Annotated in this window: 11 protein-coding genes; 8 read left to right on the forward strand and 3 right to left on the reverse strand. The window is 61.5% G+C overall.

The genetic code is table 11. The annotated features are described in order from the left end of the window. Window positions 1-115: 115 nt before the first annotated feature. Window positions 116-2029, reverse strand: a complete 1914-nt coding sequence (locus NUW13_12275) for an MFS transporter (protein ID MCR4439792.1) — start codon at window positions 2027-2029, stop codon at window positions 116-118. A 3-nt stretch (window positions 2030-2032) separates the two neighbouring features. Further along, window positions 2033-3238 carry an ornithine--oxo-acid transaminase gene (gene rocD, locus NUW13_12280; GenBank protein ID MCR4439793.1) on the reverse strand — a complete coding sequence of 402 codons (1206 nt, stop codon included), beginning with the start codon at window positions 3236-3238 and terminating at the stop codon, window positions 2033-2035. A gap of 489 nt (window positions 3239-3727) precedes the next feature. Between rocD and NUW13_12285 the strand changes: the two genes are divergently transcribed. From NUW13_12285 to NUW13_12320, 8 genes are all read left to right on the forward strand, one after another. Next, entirely contained in the window at window positions 3728-4480 is a 753-nt protein-coding gene (locus NUW13_12285; GenBank protein MCR4439794.1) for a hypothetical protein, read from the forward strand. Window positions 4481-5192: 712 nt separating this feature from the next. Next, complete coding sequence (locus NUW13_12290; protein MCR4439795.1) at window positions 5193-5783, forward strand: nucleotidyltransferase; 591 nt, start codon at window positions 5193-5195, stop codon at window positions 5781-5783. A gap of 620 nt (window positions 5784-6403) precedes the next feature. Beyond that, a complete protein-coding gene (locus tag NUW13_12295; protein MCR4439796.1) occupies window positions 6404-6880 on the forward strand; it encodes a hypothetical protein in 477 nt (158 codons plus the stop codon). Window positions 6881-7658: 778 nt separating this feature from the next. Continuing rightward, window positions 7659-8165 (forward strand): hypothetical protein, encoded by a 507-nt coding sequence (locus tag NUW13_12300; GenBank protein MCR4439797.1) that lies wholly within the window; start codon window positions 7659-7661, stop codon window positions 8163-8165. 370 nt (window positions 8166-8535) lie between these two features. Continuing rightward, entirely contained in the window at window positions 8536-9198 is a 663-nt protein-coding gene (locus NUW13_12305) for a hypothetical protein (GenBank protein MCR4439798.1), read from the forward strand. Between the two features lie 127 nt (window positions 9199-9325). Then, complete coding sequence (locus tag NUW13_12310; GenBank protein ID MCR4439799.1) at window positions 9326-10321, forward strand: class A beta-lactamase-related serine hydrolase; 996 nt, start codon at window positions 9326-9328, stop codon at window positions 10319-10321. Window positions 10322-10411: 90 nt separating this feature from the next. After that, window positions 10412-12493 (forward strand): hypothetical protein, encoded by a 2082-nt coding sequence (locus tag NUW13_12315; protein MCR4439800.1) that lies wholly within the window; start codon window positions 10412-10414, stop codon window positions 12491-12493. Next, entirely contained in the window at window positions 12468-13757 is a 1290-nt protein-coding gene (locus NUW13_12320) for a hypothetical protein (protein ID MCR4439801.1), read from the forward strand. The genes NUW13_12315 and NUW13_12320 overlap by 26 nt, the downstream gene beginning before the upstream one ends. A gap of 9 nt (window positions 13758-13766) precedes the next feature. Here the strand turns inward: NUW13_12320 and pbpC are convergent, their stop codons facing one another. Then, window positions 13767-16067 (reverse strand): penicillin-binding protein 1C, encoded by a 2301-nt coding sequence (gene pbpC, locus NUW13_12325; protein MCR4439802.1) that lies wholly within the window; start codon window positions 16065-16067, stop codon window positions 13767-13769. Between the last annotated feature and the right edge of the window lie 23 nt (window positions 16068-16090).

The raw sequence follows: 16090 nt of genomic DNA on the forward strand, positions 1-16090 counted from the left end.
TGCACCGAACAGGCGCCCGCCTCTGCGGGCTTCAAGCAAACGGCGAGCTTTGACCGCACCAGATGCACACCCGGGCCCGGCGAACGCCCCGGGAGCGCTGCCCGCCCTACTTGACCTACGTCTTCTCGTCCCTCTTCTTGCCAAACTCCGGGTCCAAGGGGAGCAACTTCACGATGATGAAGCCAGGGATGGTGCAAAGCAGCACCCAGAGGAAGAACTTTTCGTAGCCGATGAGCTCCTGTATCCACCCGCTGATCATGCCGGGCAACATCATGCCCAGCGCCATGAAGCCAGTGGCGATGGCAAAGTGGGCCGTCTTGTATTCCCCGTCGGCGATGTAGATCATGTAGAGCATGTAGGCCGTGTAGCCAAAGCCATAGCCGAACTGTTCAGTCGCCACACACAGATTGATGAGCAGAAAATTGTCCGGCAGATAGTGCGACAGGTACACGTAAGCCACGTCCGGCACATTGATGGCCAGCACCATGGGCAGAATCCACTTCTTGAGGCCATCGCGCGCGACCAAGAAGCCCCCGAGGATCCCCCCTAATGACAGCGCCAACAACCCCACAGTGCCGTAGACAAAGCCCACCTGCCCGGTGGTCAGGGCGAGCCCGCCTGCCTCCTGGCTGTCCAGGAGAAAAGGCGAGGCGATTTTCACCAACTGGGCCTCGGCCAACCGGTAGAGCAGCAACAGGGCCAGCGCGATGCCGATCTGCTTCTTGGTGAAGAAGCTCGCAAAGGTGCGGGCAAAGTTGGCAAAGAAAGGCTTGAGGCCACCGGTCCGGCGCGGCACATCGGCCTTTGGGTAGGGCAGTACAAAACGATGATAGACCATGAACAGCAAGAACAGGGCGCCGAGCCCGGCAAAGGTGAGCGTCCAGGACAGGCGGACGTTGCCGGCGCGCGCCATAAACCGCGCGGAACTGGTGGTGCGCAACTTCGGATCAAGCTGGATCACCGCAACCGCCGGTTGCGCCCAGTTGTCGCTGGTGAACTCGAACCTGCCGCCTTCCACCAAAGCGATGCTCTTGTCGCCCCCTTCCCGACCAAAGTGCACCACCACGCTCTTGCCCGCCGGCGGCGGACTCGACAGATGCAACCAAATCAGGCCGACGTTCCCCGCCACGGTCTGGCCGCTCTGGCCTGAGGAGCGAGAGCCGAACACCGCCACGAACGCTGCGGCCACCCTCCTGGCCACATGGCGCTGCCACCAAGTGGTGTGCTGCGCCCGCGCTGCCTGGCACTGCTCGGCAACGGCACTGGCCCTCGGCTGCCGACGGGCGTTCCATTGGCGCGCGCGGGCGATGAGCTCATTGACCTCTGCCGGCGTCCGCGCCTGTAAGCCGATGGCCAAAGTATCAGGCCTGACGATGATCCTCAGCTGCCCTTCAGCCGGAGCGACTGTGCTGTCGGCCCACACGACCTCCGCCCCAGCGCGGGTGGCCACCACCGGCACCTCCACCGGCCGCAACCCCGTGTGGCTCTCGATGTAGCCTGCCACGATCACCAGCAAGCCCTGACCGGTGAGCATCGCAAACCGGTAGAACGTGCTGCGAATGCCCACGAACCATGCCTGCTGGTGTTGGCTCAGGCCCAGCATGTAGAAGCCATCTGCCGCGATGTCGTGGGTGGCAGAACTGAAGGCCAGCAGCCAGAGGATGGCCAACGTCACCTTGAAGAAATTCGGCAATGGAATGGCCAGCGCCATCGAGGCTAAGGCCGCGCCAATGACCAGCTGCATGAGGACAATCCACATGCGCTTGGTCTTGATAATCTCGACCACCGGACTCCATAGCGGCTTGATCACCCAGGGGAGGTAGAGCCAGCTCGTGTAGAGAGCTATCTCCGCGTTGGAGATCCCCATGCGCTTGTAGAAAATCACCGACACGGTCATCACCACGATGTAGGGGATGCCCTCGGCAAAGTACAGACTGGGCACCCACAGCCATGGCGAGCGCCCCTTCTTCTGCCCGGTCTCTTGCTCGGTCACCTGTTCCTCGTCTGCTGTGGTCTCAAGCGCCTCCACCGCTCACGGCAGCGTCTCCAACACCTCCTTGATGCGCACGAACGCCCAGTCGATGTCCTTCTTGGTGATGACCAGCGGCGGGGCAAAGCGGATGATATGCTCATGGGTCTCCTTGCACAGCAGACCCTTCTTCTGCAAGGCCTCACAAAAGCGCCGTGCGCCCCCTGCCTGGGGATGAAGCTCGACACCGATGAGAAGTCCCTTGCCGCGCACTCCCTTGACGTGCTTGCTGTTGATAGTGCGGAGCTTTTCCATGAAATAGGTGCCCATCTTGAAGGCGTTCTCCGGCAAGCGTTCCTCGACGATGACCCGCAACGCCTCCCTGGCGACGGCGCAGGCAAGAGGATTGCCGCCAAAGGTGGAGCCGTGCTCGCCTGGGGTGAACACGCCGAGCACCTCCTTCTTGGAGAGCACCGCGGACACCGGATAGAACCCTCCGCTCAAGGCCTTGCCGACGGTGATGACATCCGGCTTGATGCCCTCATGCTCGTAGGCGAAGAGCTTGCCGGTCCGGCCTAACCCGGTCTGGATCTCGTCGAGCATCAAGAGGACGTTGCGCGCGCGGCAAATCTCCGCCGCCTGACGCAGGTAGCCCACAGGCGGCACGATGATGCCCCCTTCACCCTGGATGGGCTCCACCAAGAAGGCCACTGTGTTCTTGTTGATGGCCTTTTCCAAGGCGCGGGCATCTCCGTAGGGGATAATCTTGAAACCCGGCGTGAAGGGGCCAAACCACTGCCGGTAGAGCGGTTCCGTGGAAAAGCCGACGATCGTGGTCGTGCGGCCGGCAAAGTTGTTCTCGCAGACGATGATCTCGGCCTTGTCCTTCTTCACCCCCTTCTTGATGTAGCCCCATTTGCGTGCCGCCTTGATGGCGGTTTCCACTGCCTCGGCGCCGCTGTTCATGGGCAGCACCATGTCAAAGCCGGTCAGTTCGCAGAGCTCCTTGCAAAACAGGCCGAGCTGGTCGTTGCGAAAGGCGCGCGAGGTGAGAGTGAGCCTGCCGGCCTGGCGCGTCATCGCCTTCACCAAGCGCGGGTGACAGTGTCCTTGGTTGAGGGCAGAGTAGGCGCTGAGAAAGTCGAGGTACCGATTGCCCTCCACATCGTACGCCCAGATGCCCTTTCCTCTGGTGAGGACGACGTCCAGCGGGTGGTAGTTGTGTGCCCCGTACTGGTCCTCGATCCGGATTAGCTCCTCGGTCTTCATCCGGTCTCCTTTCGGCTGTTCCGTCTCTTGCAGACCCGATGGCAAAAATACAACAAATGCCGGCAAATTGCAAACGCAATCTTGGCGCAGGTGGAGGAGGACCTTACTGCATCCGTCGCCTTGCTGGCCTTCAAGTGTTCTTGCGCAAGCGGCGGAAGCGACCGGAGAGCTTGGTCCCGTTTCCCTGGCCAAGCGCCGAAAACACTTGACTCTTGCGCCGGGATTTCCTAAATTGCGCGCGCAACGGACGCCTCAAAGAGGGCAATGTCGCGCCTGTTATGCGGAGACCAGACGAAACCCGGGGCCCTGCCCGAGGCCACTGCAACCCTTGGTCTCTATGGTCCCTTGGAGAACATGGGTGCGTCTCGGGTATCTGGAAGTGGCTCTTGAGACGGGTTTGGCCGGGAACCAGATACGGAGTAGTTAGGCGGCGGTTCGCCAGAGTTGTTTGTACTCATCAATCAAATAAGGGAGGAAGGCTGGATCAAGATGATCAACCTATACTGGAGGACGCGCGGCCAGACACGTAGCCTGGTCGAAAAGCCATTCCCGTCCGGGGCTGAGCTGGAGAGATACATACTTGACAATCAGGAAATTCTTGGGGGTGACATCTACGTCATCCATCGCCAGATTCGTACTGGATCCAAACAAGGGATTCCTGATATGTTAGGGGTAGATCAGGACTCCCGCGTGTGTATTATAGAGATCAAGAACGAAGAAGCAGGCGAGGACATTTTGCCACAAGCGCTTGGATATGCAATCTGGGCCGAAACGAATCCAGACTCCATAAAGGCAATTTGGCTAGAGAGTAAGAACAAACCTGAGGGCATTGAGCCGGACTGGGAAAACCTAGACATTCGCACTATCCTGATTGCCCCTTCTTTCAAACCAGCCGTACCTCGTATGGCAGGTAAGATAGGGTATGCTATTGATCTAGTGCAGGTGAGGCGTTACTGCTTTGAGGAAGAAGAGTTCTTGATGGTTGAGGTTCTAGAGTCCAAGCCTTTGCCCAAGGTCGGAGTGACCAAAGTGGCGGGAGAATGGGATTGGGATTGTTACGAATCCGAACACGGAAAGGAAGCGACAGCGCAGTTCCGAAAAGCTGTAGAAGCAATAGCCGCGATGGCAGCTGAGCAAGGGTGGGAGTTGCCGTATAATCTCAATAGGTACTACACCGGCTTTAAGCTTGGGAATAGGGTAGTCTTTGCTGTGGGCTGGGGGGCACCTACCCTTGGAACCTAAGGTTCAAATTACCCGAAGATATCGCCAGGAATTTTAGGGGCCACCAATGGGAATTTCAAAGGTATGATAGCAGCTTCCACGAAGCAGTGTTCCGACCTTTGAGGCTGGATTCTCTTGATATTTCGGAGTTGAAGCCGCTATTCATTGAAGCATACCGATATGTTTCTGGGCGTAGGTAGTTGAAGACCTTCTGCCGCCTAAGCTGGGGCTTAGCCGCGAGTCGTTAGGCGGCCAACCAGAGAGACGGCACATGGTACATCGAGCAGCAAGTGCTGCAAGTCCGGGGTTCAAGTCGGTCGAGGAGGTCAAGGAGCAACCCTACGACCTTACCGCCTGACACCCGAACCGCCAAGAGGCCGAGGCTTTACCCTCCCCGATTGAAATCGTGACTGGACTACTGGAGAAAGAGCGGGAGATCCTGAGCATAGTGGAAGAGCTGGACGAACTTTTGAATGACCGAGAGTCGCAGACTGCCAATGCGTCGGGCCATAGATAAACAGGAAGTGAGAAAATGGCTCTCCGGACAACGAGCCGCAGGGGAGCGCCTCGCACAAGAGCGGGTGCAATTCCTGGTCTCTCTTACCTATGAGCGCTCCATCGAAATTTACCTTGGGTTATGTGGCGTGATGGCGGGTGATCAGAGAGAGACCCCTTCTCCTGTGCTTCTGGCGGTCCGTCAGGCTGTCTTGCGCCTCAATGGAGCGAATGGAAGATGGATGTCCTGCAAGCTGCCGTTGAAGTAGCGCGCTTTCTCGAAGACCGTGGGATCCCGTATTTCCTCATCGGAGGTCTGGCCCTGCAGCACTGGGGCGAGCCGCGCCTGACCCGAGACGTGGACATAACGGTACTTATGTCCCCGGAAAAACTGGATGCATTTGTAGATGCGGTTCTCTCGCAGTTCGCTCCTCGGATATCCGATGCCCGGGAGTTTGCTCTTCAACACCGGGTCCTGCTGGTTCAGACTGGGCAGCGACTGCCGATTGACATTTCCTTAGGAATCCCGGGCTACGAGGAAGAGGCGCTTCAACGGGCCGCAGAGGTGGACTTTCCTGGCGTAGGGAAACTGCGGCTGATCGGCCCGGAGGACCTGATCATCCACAAATGCGTCGCCGGACGGGCTCGCGATGGAGAGGACGTGGAAGGCATTCTCATCCGTCAGAGACTGAAGCTGGACCTTGACCTGATTCGGAGCTGGCTTGGTGGGTTTCGGGAGGTGGTGGATACGCATGATCCGCTTGAGCTCTTTGAGAATGCCGTAGAACGGGCCCGGCGGGCACTGGAGGAGGCAGGAAACAAACCATGACCGAAGGTCCCTACAAACTCCCCTCCGGCTGGCGCTAGGTGCGGTTAGGGGAGGTGTGCGAGATCAATCCTCGACGGCCTCGCAGACAACGAGAACCAAATGTCCACGTTTGTGCCAATGTCGGCAGTTGATGGTGAAAGCGTGACGGTTGTCAGCGCTGAAGAGCATCCTTAAGAGCGGGTCTGGAAAGGCCACACTTACTTTGAAGAAAAGGACGTCGTTTCGCCAAGATCACGCCCTGTATGAAAAATCGGAAGGCCAATATTCTACGAGGGCCAATCGACCAGTATTGGACCTGAATCGACCGAGTTCCGTGTGCTGCACCGTGCGAAGACGTTATCTCGGAGTGGATATGGGTTCTCGTAAGGCAAGAACGCTTGCGCGAAGAAGCCAAGATGGCCTTCTGGGGAGGCGTGGGCAATGAAGGGTGCCTCAGGAATTTCATGAACCGCACCTCATCCCCTCCCACCCCTCCCCAAGCAACGGCGCATCGTGGCGCACCTGGAGCAGGTCCAGGAACGCGTGCGGGCGCTGAAGGAAGCCCAGGCGGCCACCGAAGCAGATCTCCAGCGCCTGGAGCAGGCGATTTTGGATAAAGCCTCTCGGGGGAGCTGTGAGCGATGGAGAGAGGTCTGTGGGGCCAACCGGCCAGGCGAACCGCCGAATACCACCAGTTCCATGATGAAAGTGAGCCGAACAAGCGCTGGCTCTTGATTGGCCTACTTTTCCTTGGGACGCGACACCCTAATGAGGTGCGGGCCGTTCCAAAAAAGTGGCGAAGCTACGAAAACTACTGCGGCGAGATCCACTTCGCTGATTTGCCCAAGAGCTTTGGCGGCAACTGGACCGCGAAAGGGCGCGTGGCACGAGAGTGGATGCGAGGCTTCCAAAATAGCCTGAACGACCGCGTCTTCTTCTCTGCCCTGACGCTTGATCGCCATGGCCCCCGGCACGAGCACCAGCGCTTCTGCGCAGACTTCCAGGCGTACAACCGGTTTACGGCGATGGCAAAGCCGGCATCGCCTGGCACCTTGGGCCACAGAATCTGGACGACCTTGCCGTTCACTTCATGTCCGACGGTAGAAACGGCGCCGTGAAGGTACTGGGTGGGCCGACCTTAAGACGAATCGCGTAGTACTTAGTGCAGACGGTGCGGCCCAACGCGTCCGTCGACACCAGAAGTGACCGTAATCAGAGATGCTTCCCTCGCCGAGAATAAACGAGGCAGAGAGTGCTATTCGTGAGCCGTGTGGGAAACGTTGCTTGTTCCGCCTTACGGTCGAGCCATTGAATCCCCGCGCTCAGACGCCCTGCTTGAAGGGGTGAAGGCCTTGGCGCTGGTTGCGCACGGAGAATCTGATTTCTCGCGGATCAAGCAGATCACATCATCGCTGCTGATGCTGCGCGCGTCCATGTTCCAGGCCCGGAGCTGGTTTTTGAACCCTTCTCGCCATGCTTCGTTCGGGTGGATAGTTTCGGGCTCAAGATTTCCTGGACGAAAATCGCATGAGGGCAAACCATCTCCAGAGGAGAGCCTATCCGGGCAGGAGCCTGGTACAGCGCGCAAGGCACATCGCTCATTTCAAGGTGATTGACGAAACCCGTGGCAGCTTGCGCATCGTTTCTGCATCGAGAGGAAGACCGGCAGCAAGACGAAACCATTCGACCGGCAAGCAGCGGCGCTCCGAATCGGGCGGAAGTCGGCAAGCCGACCTCCCGAAAGCCCGGGCAATGGGCGAATTCGCTGCCTCAGAGCGCACCCAGCTTGACAGGATTTCACTCGGCCCGGCGGCGGAGCCCGGCACCATAGAACAATCGGCGATGCTGGGGGTGGCAAGTTGCCATCCCACGTAAACTCAATTCGCGGAGGTAGTCATGCGTCGGTACATCGTGCTTGTTGCTATTGTCGCGTCGGTGGTGTGCCTTGGCATCTTGGCCTGCAGCCAGGAAACCCCGGTGACGGAGGAGATGATCCCCAAGGCAGTGAAGGATGCCCTGCTGGCCAGGTTCCCCACCGCCGAGATCGGCCGAGCCACCAGGGCCAAGGAGGGTGGCGCCATCGTCTACGACGTCGAATTCAAGGAAGGCGACCGGAAGTGCGAGGCGGACATTAGGGAGGATGGGAGCTACATCAACTACGAGAAGGCAATCGCGCCCAGTGACCTACCCGAAGCCATCCGCCAGGCCATCGAGGAGCGCTATCCCGAGTCCACCTTGAAGGAGGCAATGGAGGAAACCGAGGTGCGAGGGAAGGAGGAGAGGCTCTCCGCCTACGAGGTGACCATCACCACGACCAACGACAAAGAGGCGGAAGTGCGGGTGTCTGCTCAGGGCAAAATTCTCGAGGACAGCGGAGCAAAAAAGCCGAAGAACAAGAACTGACCGCGGCCGAACCCACTGCGGTCTGCTTTCCGGTTCGCTGCTCGTCAGTGCTCAGCCGCTCGGGGCTGCGTCGCAGGCATTCCTACTCAGCTGCAGAGCGTCGATCCTCGCATAGGCGGAGTCCCGGGTTGCCTTCGCATTTGGCCGGCGAACAGAGCGAGAAGCGGTGTCTCTGCCTTTCGCGAGCCGGCACAGCGCCCTAATCTGCCAGGTTGAGCCCGCGCGGTGGTCTGGTGCCACGGCAGAAGCGGATGCCTGGTCCCTACAAAGGCCTCCGCATTTTCTCTTGACAAACTCGCAAAATTGTGGTAACTTGGCTTCGCCGGCGGGGCAGAAGTAGCCAGAACAGAGGACGAACTTCGGAGGAAGTATGCGAAGCCAGCATCTGCAGTGGACGGCTGCGGTCTGCGTATGCGCGATGGTACTGTGCAGTGTGGCAAACGCCAACGCCGACGGAAAGGGAGCTTATGGGGGCGGCGGTGGACCGCTCCTGCATTTCCAGACCTTCAGCAGCGACGGCATGGACCAATTGGCGCGGGTGCTCGGCGTGCCGCCACTGGGCTCGTACCTGCGCGGGGCAGGCGGCGCCGGTTACGCATATTTTCTGCATTCGCGCATCGGCGGCCTCGGTGCAGGGGCCTCCCTGCGCAGCTCAGCGCTGATCAACGGGAAGGAACGGTCGTTGGAGGTGTCCTTCGGCTACGGCGGCTTCCTGGCTGAGTACATCAATCGACACGGTAGGCTCGTCACTTCGGCAGGCTGCGTCATTGGGGGCGGCGGCTACGAGGTGGAGATCAAGGACGACTCCGGCAGCCATAAGGCCAGCAAGGGGTTCTTCTGCATAGAGCCCTGCGTGGGGCTGCGCCTGCAATTGGTCGAGTTTGCGGCCTTGCAGGGGTGGGCTGGATACCTGCTGCCCGTGTCCGAGGAGCTGACCATTCGCTACGGGTCGGCGCTGTATCGACTCGCCGCAGGAGAGATGGGCGGCCTGTCGCTGAAGTTAGGCGTGATCTTCGGCGGCCAGGCACCCTGAGAGGTACCCGCAGTCCCCGCCGGCGTCTTGCGCTGGTGCCGTGGGCTCGCGGGGTGACGCCACGCTCACTGCCCGGCATGTGACGCGCCACCAGTCACCCAATCCACCGAACAGAAAGGAGGCACCGGTGGCCTTGCGCTATTGGCTCATGTGCCTGGGGACCACCTACGTGGCCGCGCTCTCCTGCAAGCCGTGGTTTTCCTCCACCGAGAGCATCCCAAAAGAGGCGACCAGGGAAGCGCTGCAGGAGCCCCAGCGATGGACTCCTCTGGACGAGCTGCTGAGCGCAGCGGCACAGCGCGCACTGGAGGAGTGTGACAGCCCCAAGCCCCAGGGAGGCATCCTCTGGGCCTCGCTCATCGACCTTGGCGACCCGCGCCTTCCCAAGTTGGCGTCCTATCGCGGGAACGAGAAGGTTTACCCGGCGAGCGTTATCAAGGCCTTCTACATGGTGGCAGCTCTCTACCAGGTGCAACAAGGCATGCTCCGCTTAGATCGGGCGTTGCGCCGCGACCTGGAGCTCATGATCGCAATCAGCGACAACCAGGCCACCAACCGCATCGTGGATCGCCTCACGAACACTACCTCCGGAGACTCGCTGGACGGCAGCGCCTTCGAGGAATTCGCCTACAAACGCGGGTGGATGAACCGCTACTTCCGCAGCATTGGATTCGACAGCGTCAACGCCTGCCAAAAGACCTGGGATGGCGACCCTTATGGCCGGGACTTGCAGCTCCTCGGCCAACCAACGGGCCTGAACTACCTCAACAGCAACAAGCTGACCACCGACGAGACGGCGCTGCCTCTCTATCTGATCGACCAGCGCAAGGTGGTGAGCCGGCGGGCCTGCGCAGCCATGCTCAAACTGATGAGGCGTGAGCCCGACCCAGACGAGCAATTCCTGGCAGGCGTGCTGCCCAAAGGGGCCCGGCTGTGGTCCAAGCAGGGCCTGGTGGATAGCAAGCGCCACGATGCCGGAATCGTGCAACTGCCGAACGGCGCCCGCTTCATTTTGGTCGTCTTCACCGACAAGTCGGCGGGCGATTGCGACCTCTTGCGCCGTTTCGCCCGCAAGGTGGTGAGCTATTACGCCGGGGAAAACTCAGCCCGAGACGGCGACTAAGGGCTCATCAGGCCGGCAGCAGTGCCACGCGGGTCATCTGCCAAGAGCCGTAGCGCATTTTGGGGATTCATCGCAAAAGGAGTCGATGTGATGAGCAGAAACATTTTCGTTATCATCTTCACCGCGAGCATGCTCTGGTTGGCACCTTCGTGCATCAGGAAGGTAGGAGTGAACGATATGCACTACGTCCAGGAGCGGCACATTGCCACCGCAGTCACCGACTTGGTCGGCAAATACGGCGAAGCGCAGCGGCAACGCATCGAGCGTGGTGTGCGTCAGGTGGCGCAGATGTGGCAACAGCAGGACGGCCCTCCCGAGGCCTTTGTGGCGTTCTGTACTGAGCACTTTGTCGGCGACACCGCAACCCTCGCCCAGATCACCGAACGGTACGAGCGGAACTTTGAGAGCATCTTCGGTCACTTCGCCGAGATGGGCCGAGAGCTGCGGCGACCGCTCGACCTGGACATCGGGCCGATCTTGCCCATCGACTACCTCTTCGCGGAGTTTTCCCCTGCGGCTCACCTCATGGAAGACCTTTTCCAAAAGCGGATTGCCTTGGTGGCGCTGCTAAACTACCCGGTTTTCACCCTGGAAGAGCGCCTTGCCTTGGGGCCGCAGTGGAGCCGGCAGCAATGGGCGCATGCACGCCTGGTGCAGACCTTTTCCGCGCGCGTGCCAGCGGCCATCAACCAGCGCCTGAGCGAGGCCTACGTCAGCGCCGACGACTACATCAATCACTACAACATCTTCATGCACCACGTGCTCACTGAGGACGGCAAGCGGCTCTTCCCCGCGGGCATGAAGCTGATCAGCCATTGGAATCTGCGCGATGAGCTCAAGGCGCAGTATGCCAACCCAGAGGGCCTGCCCCGGCAGCGGCTGATTCAACGCATCATGGAGCGGATTATCATGCAGGAGATCCCTGCAGTGGTCATCAACAACCCGGCGGTGGATTGGAAGCCGGTGAGCAACACGGTTGCACCCGCGGCAGTGCAGGACGTCGAAGGGGCAACCCCGCCGGCCAGGGTGGAAACCACACCCGAGCCCGACCGCCGTTACGAGCACCTTCTGAAAATCTTTCAGGCAGAGCGCGAGGCCGATCCGTACTATCCCACCATGCCGACGCTCATGGACCGGCGCTTCCAACGCGACAGGGAGATACCGGAAGAAACGGTGGAGGCGCTGTTCAAGCAGGTCTTGGCTTCGCCGGAGGTGGCGCGCACTGCCCGGCTCATTGAAAAGAGATTGGGGCGGCCCTTGGAGCCGTTCGACATCTGGTACAACGGCTTCAAGCCGCGCAGCGCGTACAGCGAGGCGGAGCTGGACAGGATTGTCGGCAAGCGTTATCCAAATGCGCGCGCCTTCGAGGGCGACATCCCCCGGATTCTCCAGAAGCTTGGCTTCTCCGCTGAGCAAGCGCGCTTCTTGAGCGAAAGGATCACCGTCGACCCGGCGCGCGGGCCAGGGCACGCCTGGGAGCCCGGCCGCAGGGCAGACCAGGCCCATCTGCGCACGCGCATCCCGGCCACCGGCATGAACTACAAAGGGTACAACATCGCCATCCACGAGCTCGGGCACAATTGCGAACAGGTCTTTTCCCTGAACAAGGTGGACCACACCCTGTTGCGGGGCGTGCCCAACACTGCCTTCACCGAGGCCTTTGCCTTCGTGTTCCAGGCGCGGGACTTGGAGCTGCTCGGCCTGAAGCAGAAGGACCCCCTTGCCGACCATCTGCGCACCCTGGACAACCTGTGGGCCACCTACGAGATCGCCGGCGTGGCCCTGGTGGACATGCGGGTGTGGCATTGGATGTACGAGCACCCCAACGCCAAGCCAGCCGAGCTGAAGGATGCCACCATCGCCATCGCCAAAGAAGTGTGGAACGAATTTTACGCCCCGGTCTTTGGTCAAAGGGACCAGCTCCTGCTGGCTATCTATTCGCACATGATCGATGCCGGCCTCTACCTACCGGACTACCCCCTGGGCCACATCATTGCCTTCCAGATTGAGCAGTACTTGGCCGACAAGAACCTGGGGCAGGAGATGGAGCGGATGTGTCGCCTGGGGTCAATCACGCCCGAGGCCTGGATGCGGGCAGCGGTGGGCGCGCCTCTGTCGGCGCAGCCGCTGCTGGAGGCGGCAGAGCGTGCACTCAGCGTGCTTGCGCCTTAGGGCCTCCTTGGGACAAACACGGCCGCCTCGCCAGGGAGGTGCGCCGCTCGGTACCCCCTTGGCGATCCGCGCGGTCATGGCTGTGGTGGTCTTGTTTGCCGCATGCGCAAAAAGGCCGCCGGAGCCCGTGGCCGTCATCGCCCGTGCCCCTTACGGTTCCGAACCCTCGCCGGAAGCGGTGGCAGCCTTGCCTTCGCTGGGCTTCACTGCCGGCATCGTCGCGCACCATGACGAAGCCGCACTGAGGGGCGCGCTGCATGCGGCACAGAAGGTGGGCCTCAAGCTCTTCGTGGGAGACCAGCGGCTGCTCGCCTGGGACTTGCCGCTGGACTCTGCCCTGACCTATGCAGAGCGGATGGCGACCCGCTTTGCCGCTCACCCGGCGTGCGCGGGCTACTGGCTGGGGTTGGTGGCGGACACGGCGCTGTTCAACCGCGCCGCAGCCCTGAGGCAGCGCCTGGCGTCCCGCGACCGCGCGCACAGGGTGCTGGTAGGCCTGACTGGGTACGGGCCTGAGCAAATGCGCCACCCGGCGCGCTACGCCCTGCGGCCGCTGGAGCAGTTCGCTGCCACTGTGCGGCCGCCGGTCATCCCCTTCGACCAGCAGGGAATCGAAGGCGGGACACCTGCGCCGGATTTTCTTGCCAACCTCGCCGCGGCCAGAGAGGCAGGGCTGGCCACGCGCCTTCCCTGGTGGGGGACGGTCTTTGCACCGCACGGCGGCGACGAGGTGGGCCCGCGCGACAACTACCTGCGCTTTCAGGCGATGTGCCTTCTGGCGCATGGCGCCACGGGGTTGGAATACGTGCTCGACTGGGCCACCCTGCGCGCCTGGGGTACCTCCCGCGCACCTCTGCCGCCGGCGGCCCGCGCCCTTGTTGAAATCAATGGCACCGTGGCGGCTTGGTCGCCAGCCCTGTCGCGCGCCAGGTGCACGGCAGTCTACCATAGCGACCCTGTACCCACCGGAGGGCAGCGCGTCAACTTGCGGGGCATGGTCTACAGGATCGATGGGGAGTTCGTCACGGTAGCGCTCTTCCGTGGCAAGAGCAAGCGGGACCAATACGTCATGGTGGTCAACCGCAACTACAGCAGGGGAGCCAAGCCAAGGCTCTTTTTCAGCCGCCAGGTGAAGGGCCTGGAAGAAATTGCCCCAGAAGGAGCCGCGCGCCAGGTGCTCCGTTTTGCTCCGGAGGAGAGTTCGCGGGAACTGGCAGTGTTGCTGAAAGCGGGAGGTGGCCGCCTGTTCCGCCTGGTCACCTGAGCGCCACTTTCACAGCACCAGAATGTGCACGGGACTACTCGCCACCACGCCGTGCTCGGTCTCTGCGCTGACCTGGAAGCGATGCCTGCCCGGCACCAGCCGCCAACGTGCCCGGAACGGATGCTGTACGGTGCACCATAGGGAGTCGTTCACCCACCAGGAGACAGTCTTCACGCCCTGGGGAAGCACCGCCTCGAGGTCCAGGGTCTGATACTCGGGCCGCAGCACCGGATCGACCTTGTAGATGTCGCCGTTGTCAGGGAAGGTGATGACCGGGAGCTGCGGCTCAGTGGGAGAATGCTCCGCCCTCGGCGCCACGGGAACGCGCGGCGGCCTGGGTAAACCTGCCTCCACCATCCAGCGCTCGTAAAGAGGTGGCCAGACCTCGTACACCTGAAGCCCGCCACGGCCAATCGCCTGATGTTCTGCCTCGTGCACCACAAATGGGCGATGCACGGAGCACATGCGGGTGGGTTCTGTGCCGGCGATGAACACCTCCCGCACCGTACCCCGGCAATAGGGGCCAGGCCGTTCCCCGGAGCGCGCGCAGATTTCGCGCTCGACCAGACCGGGCGGGGCAGCAAAGGGGGCCGGCCAATTCTCGCGGTGGAGAAGAAGCAAAATGTCGCGGAAAAGCAGTCCGGCCCCGGTAATGCCCGACACCTTGTGCATCGCCTCGCCGCTAAAGTTGCCGACCCAGACGCCCACGGTATACCGCGTGGTGTAACCCAGTGCCCAGTTGTCGCGATAGTCCTTGGAGGTCCCCGTTTTGGCGGCACAGGGGAAAGGCAGCTCCAAGGCGTTCCCCTCGCCAAAGGCCCCCATCCTCGCCTCACGGTCGGCCAAAATGTGGGTCAGCAAATAGGCCACTTGCGGCGCGAAGATCCTTGAGGAATCCGCGTTTTGCTGGCCGAGCAATACCTTTTCTCTGCGCACCCACCCGCCGTGAGCTAAAGCGCAGTACGCCCGCGTCAGCTCCAGCAGAGACACTTCGCCGTTGCCCAGCGTCAGCCCCAAGCCGTAGTAGGTGGCCGGCTTGGTGAGACTGGCAAAACCTGCGGCACGGAGCTTAGCCAGAAGGAGCTCGGTGCCCAGCTCCTCCAGCAAGCGCACGGCCGGCACATTGTAAGAACAGGCCAGTGCCACCCGCAGGCGTACCGGCCCGTGGAAGAGACGGTCGTAGTTGTGGACGCGGAAATCGCCTCCAGCGGTTGCTGCGTGGGTCTCGATGTCCGGCACAATATCCGCAGCGGTGCGGCCATGCTCGAGCGCCAGGCCATAGGTGAAGGGCTTGATGGTGGATCCTGGCTGGCGCAGACAGAGGCAGCCGTTCACTTGGCCGTGGTTGAGCTCGTCAAAGTAGTCGGCCGAGCCGACCATGGCCAGTACCGCAACGTCTTCATTGTCCAGAATCACGGCCGCAGCGTTGGTGACGTTCCTGTCGGCCAGCAGCCGCAGGTGGCTGCGCAGCAGCAGCTCGATCTTCTGCTGCAACGGCAGGTCGATGGTTGTCCTCACCGTGCCTGCATGGGGCAAGTGGAGGGCCTTGCGGTTGACGAGCAGCCAGTCGCAGAAGTGCGGTGCAGCGAGGGAGCGCTCCGCAGGGCTGAAGGTGAGCTCTGCGGCGCGGGCCTCAGCAAACCGGGCGCTGTCTATGGCTCCGCAGCGGAGCATGGCCCGTAGCACGAGCTCTTGGCGCCTCTTGGCTGCATCGCGGTTCCGGTACGGGTCATAGCGGGCTGGCGCCTGCGGCAGCCCAGCAAGGAGGGCCGCTTCGGGCAAGGTGAGGTGCAGTGCCGGTTTGGCAAAGTACAGCCGGGCAGCAGCCTCCGCGCCGATAGTTCCGTTGCCGTATGGCACGCGATTCAGGTACTGGGTAAGTATCTCCTCCTTGCTGAGGGTCAACTCCAACTTGACAGCCAAGGCCATTTCCACCGGCTTTGCCCACCAGCGGCGCGGAAGGTGGTACGCAGCCCGGACAAGCTGTTGGGTGAGAGTGGATGCGCCGGAGACCACTCGGCGAGAGCGGAGGGCTTGGGTTGTCGCGCGCATCACAGCCAGCGGATCAACGCCCCAGTGGCGAAAGAAGCGCCGATCTTCCACCGCAATCGTCGCCTGAACCAGGTAGAGGGAGACGTCACGCAGTTCGACCCACTGCCCGCGGCCGCCAGAGCCGAGCACGCGCTCCTGGAGCAGCCTGCCCTCGCGGTCGGTGAGGCGCAGGCTACTGCCGCTTTTCCGCTGCGCAAGGTCCCGTGGCAGCGGGCTTAAGAACAGGGCGAGCAGCATCAGCGCCAAAGCGCCAGCCACGCCCCTTGCCGCCCATCTTTTCA

The sequence above is a fragment of the candidate division KSB1 bacterium genome (assembly GCA_024655945.1).
Classification (GTDB): Bacteria; Zhuqueibacterota; Zhuqueibacteria; order JANLFK01; family Oleimicrobiaceae; genus Oleimicrobium.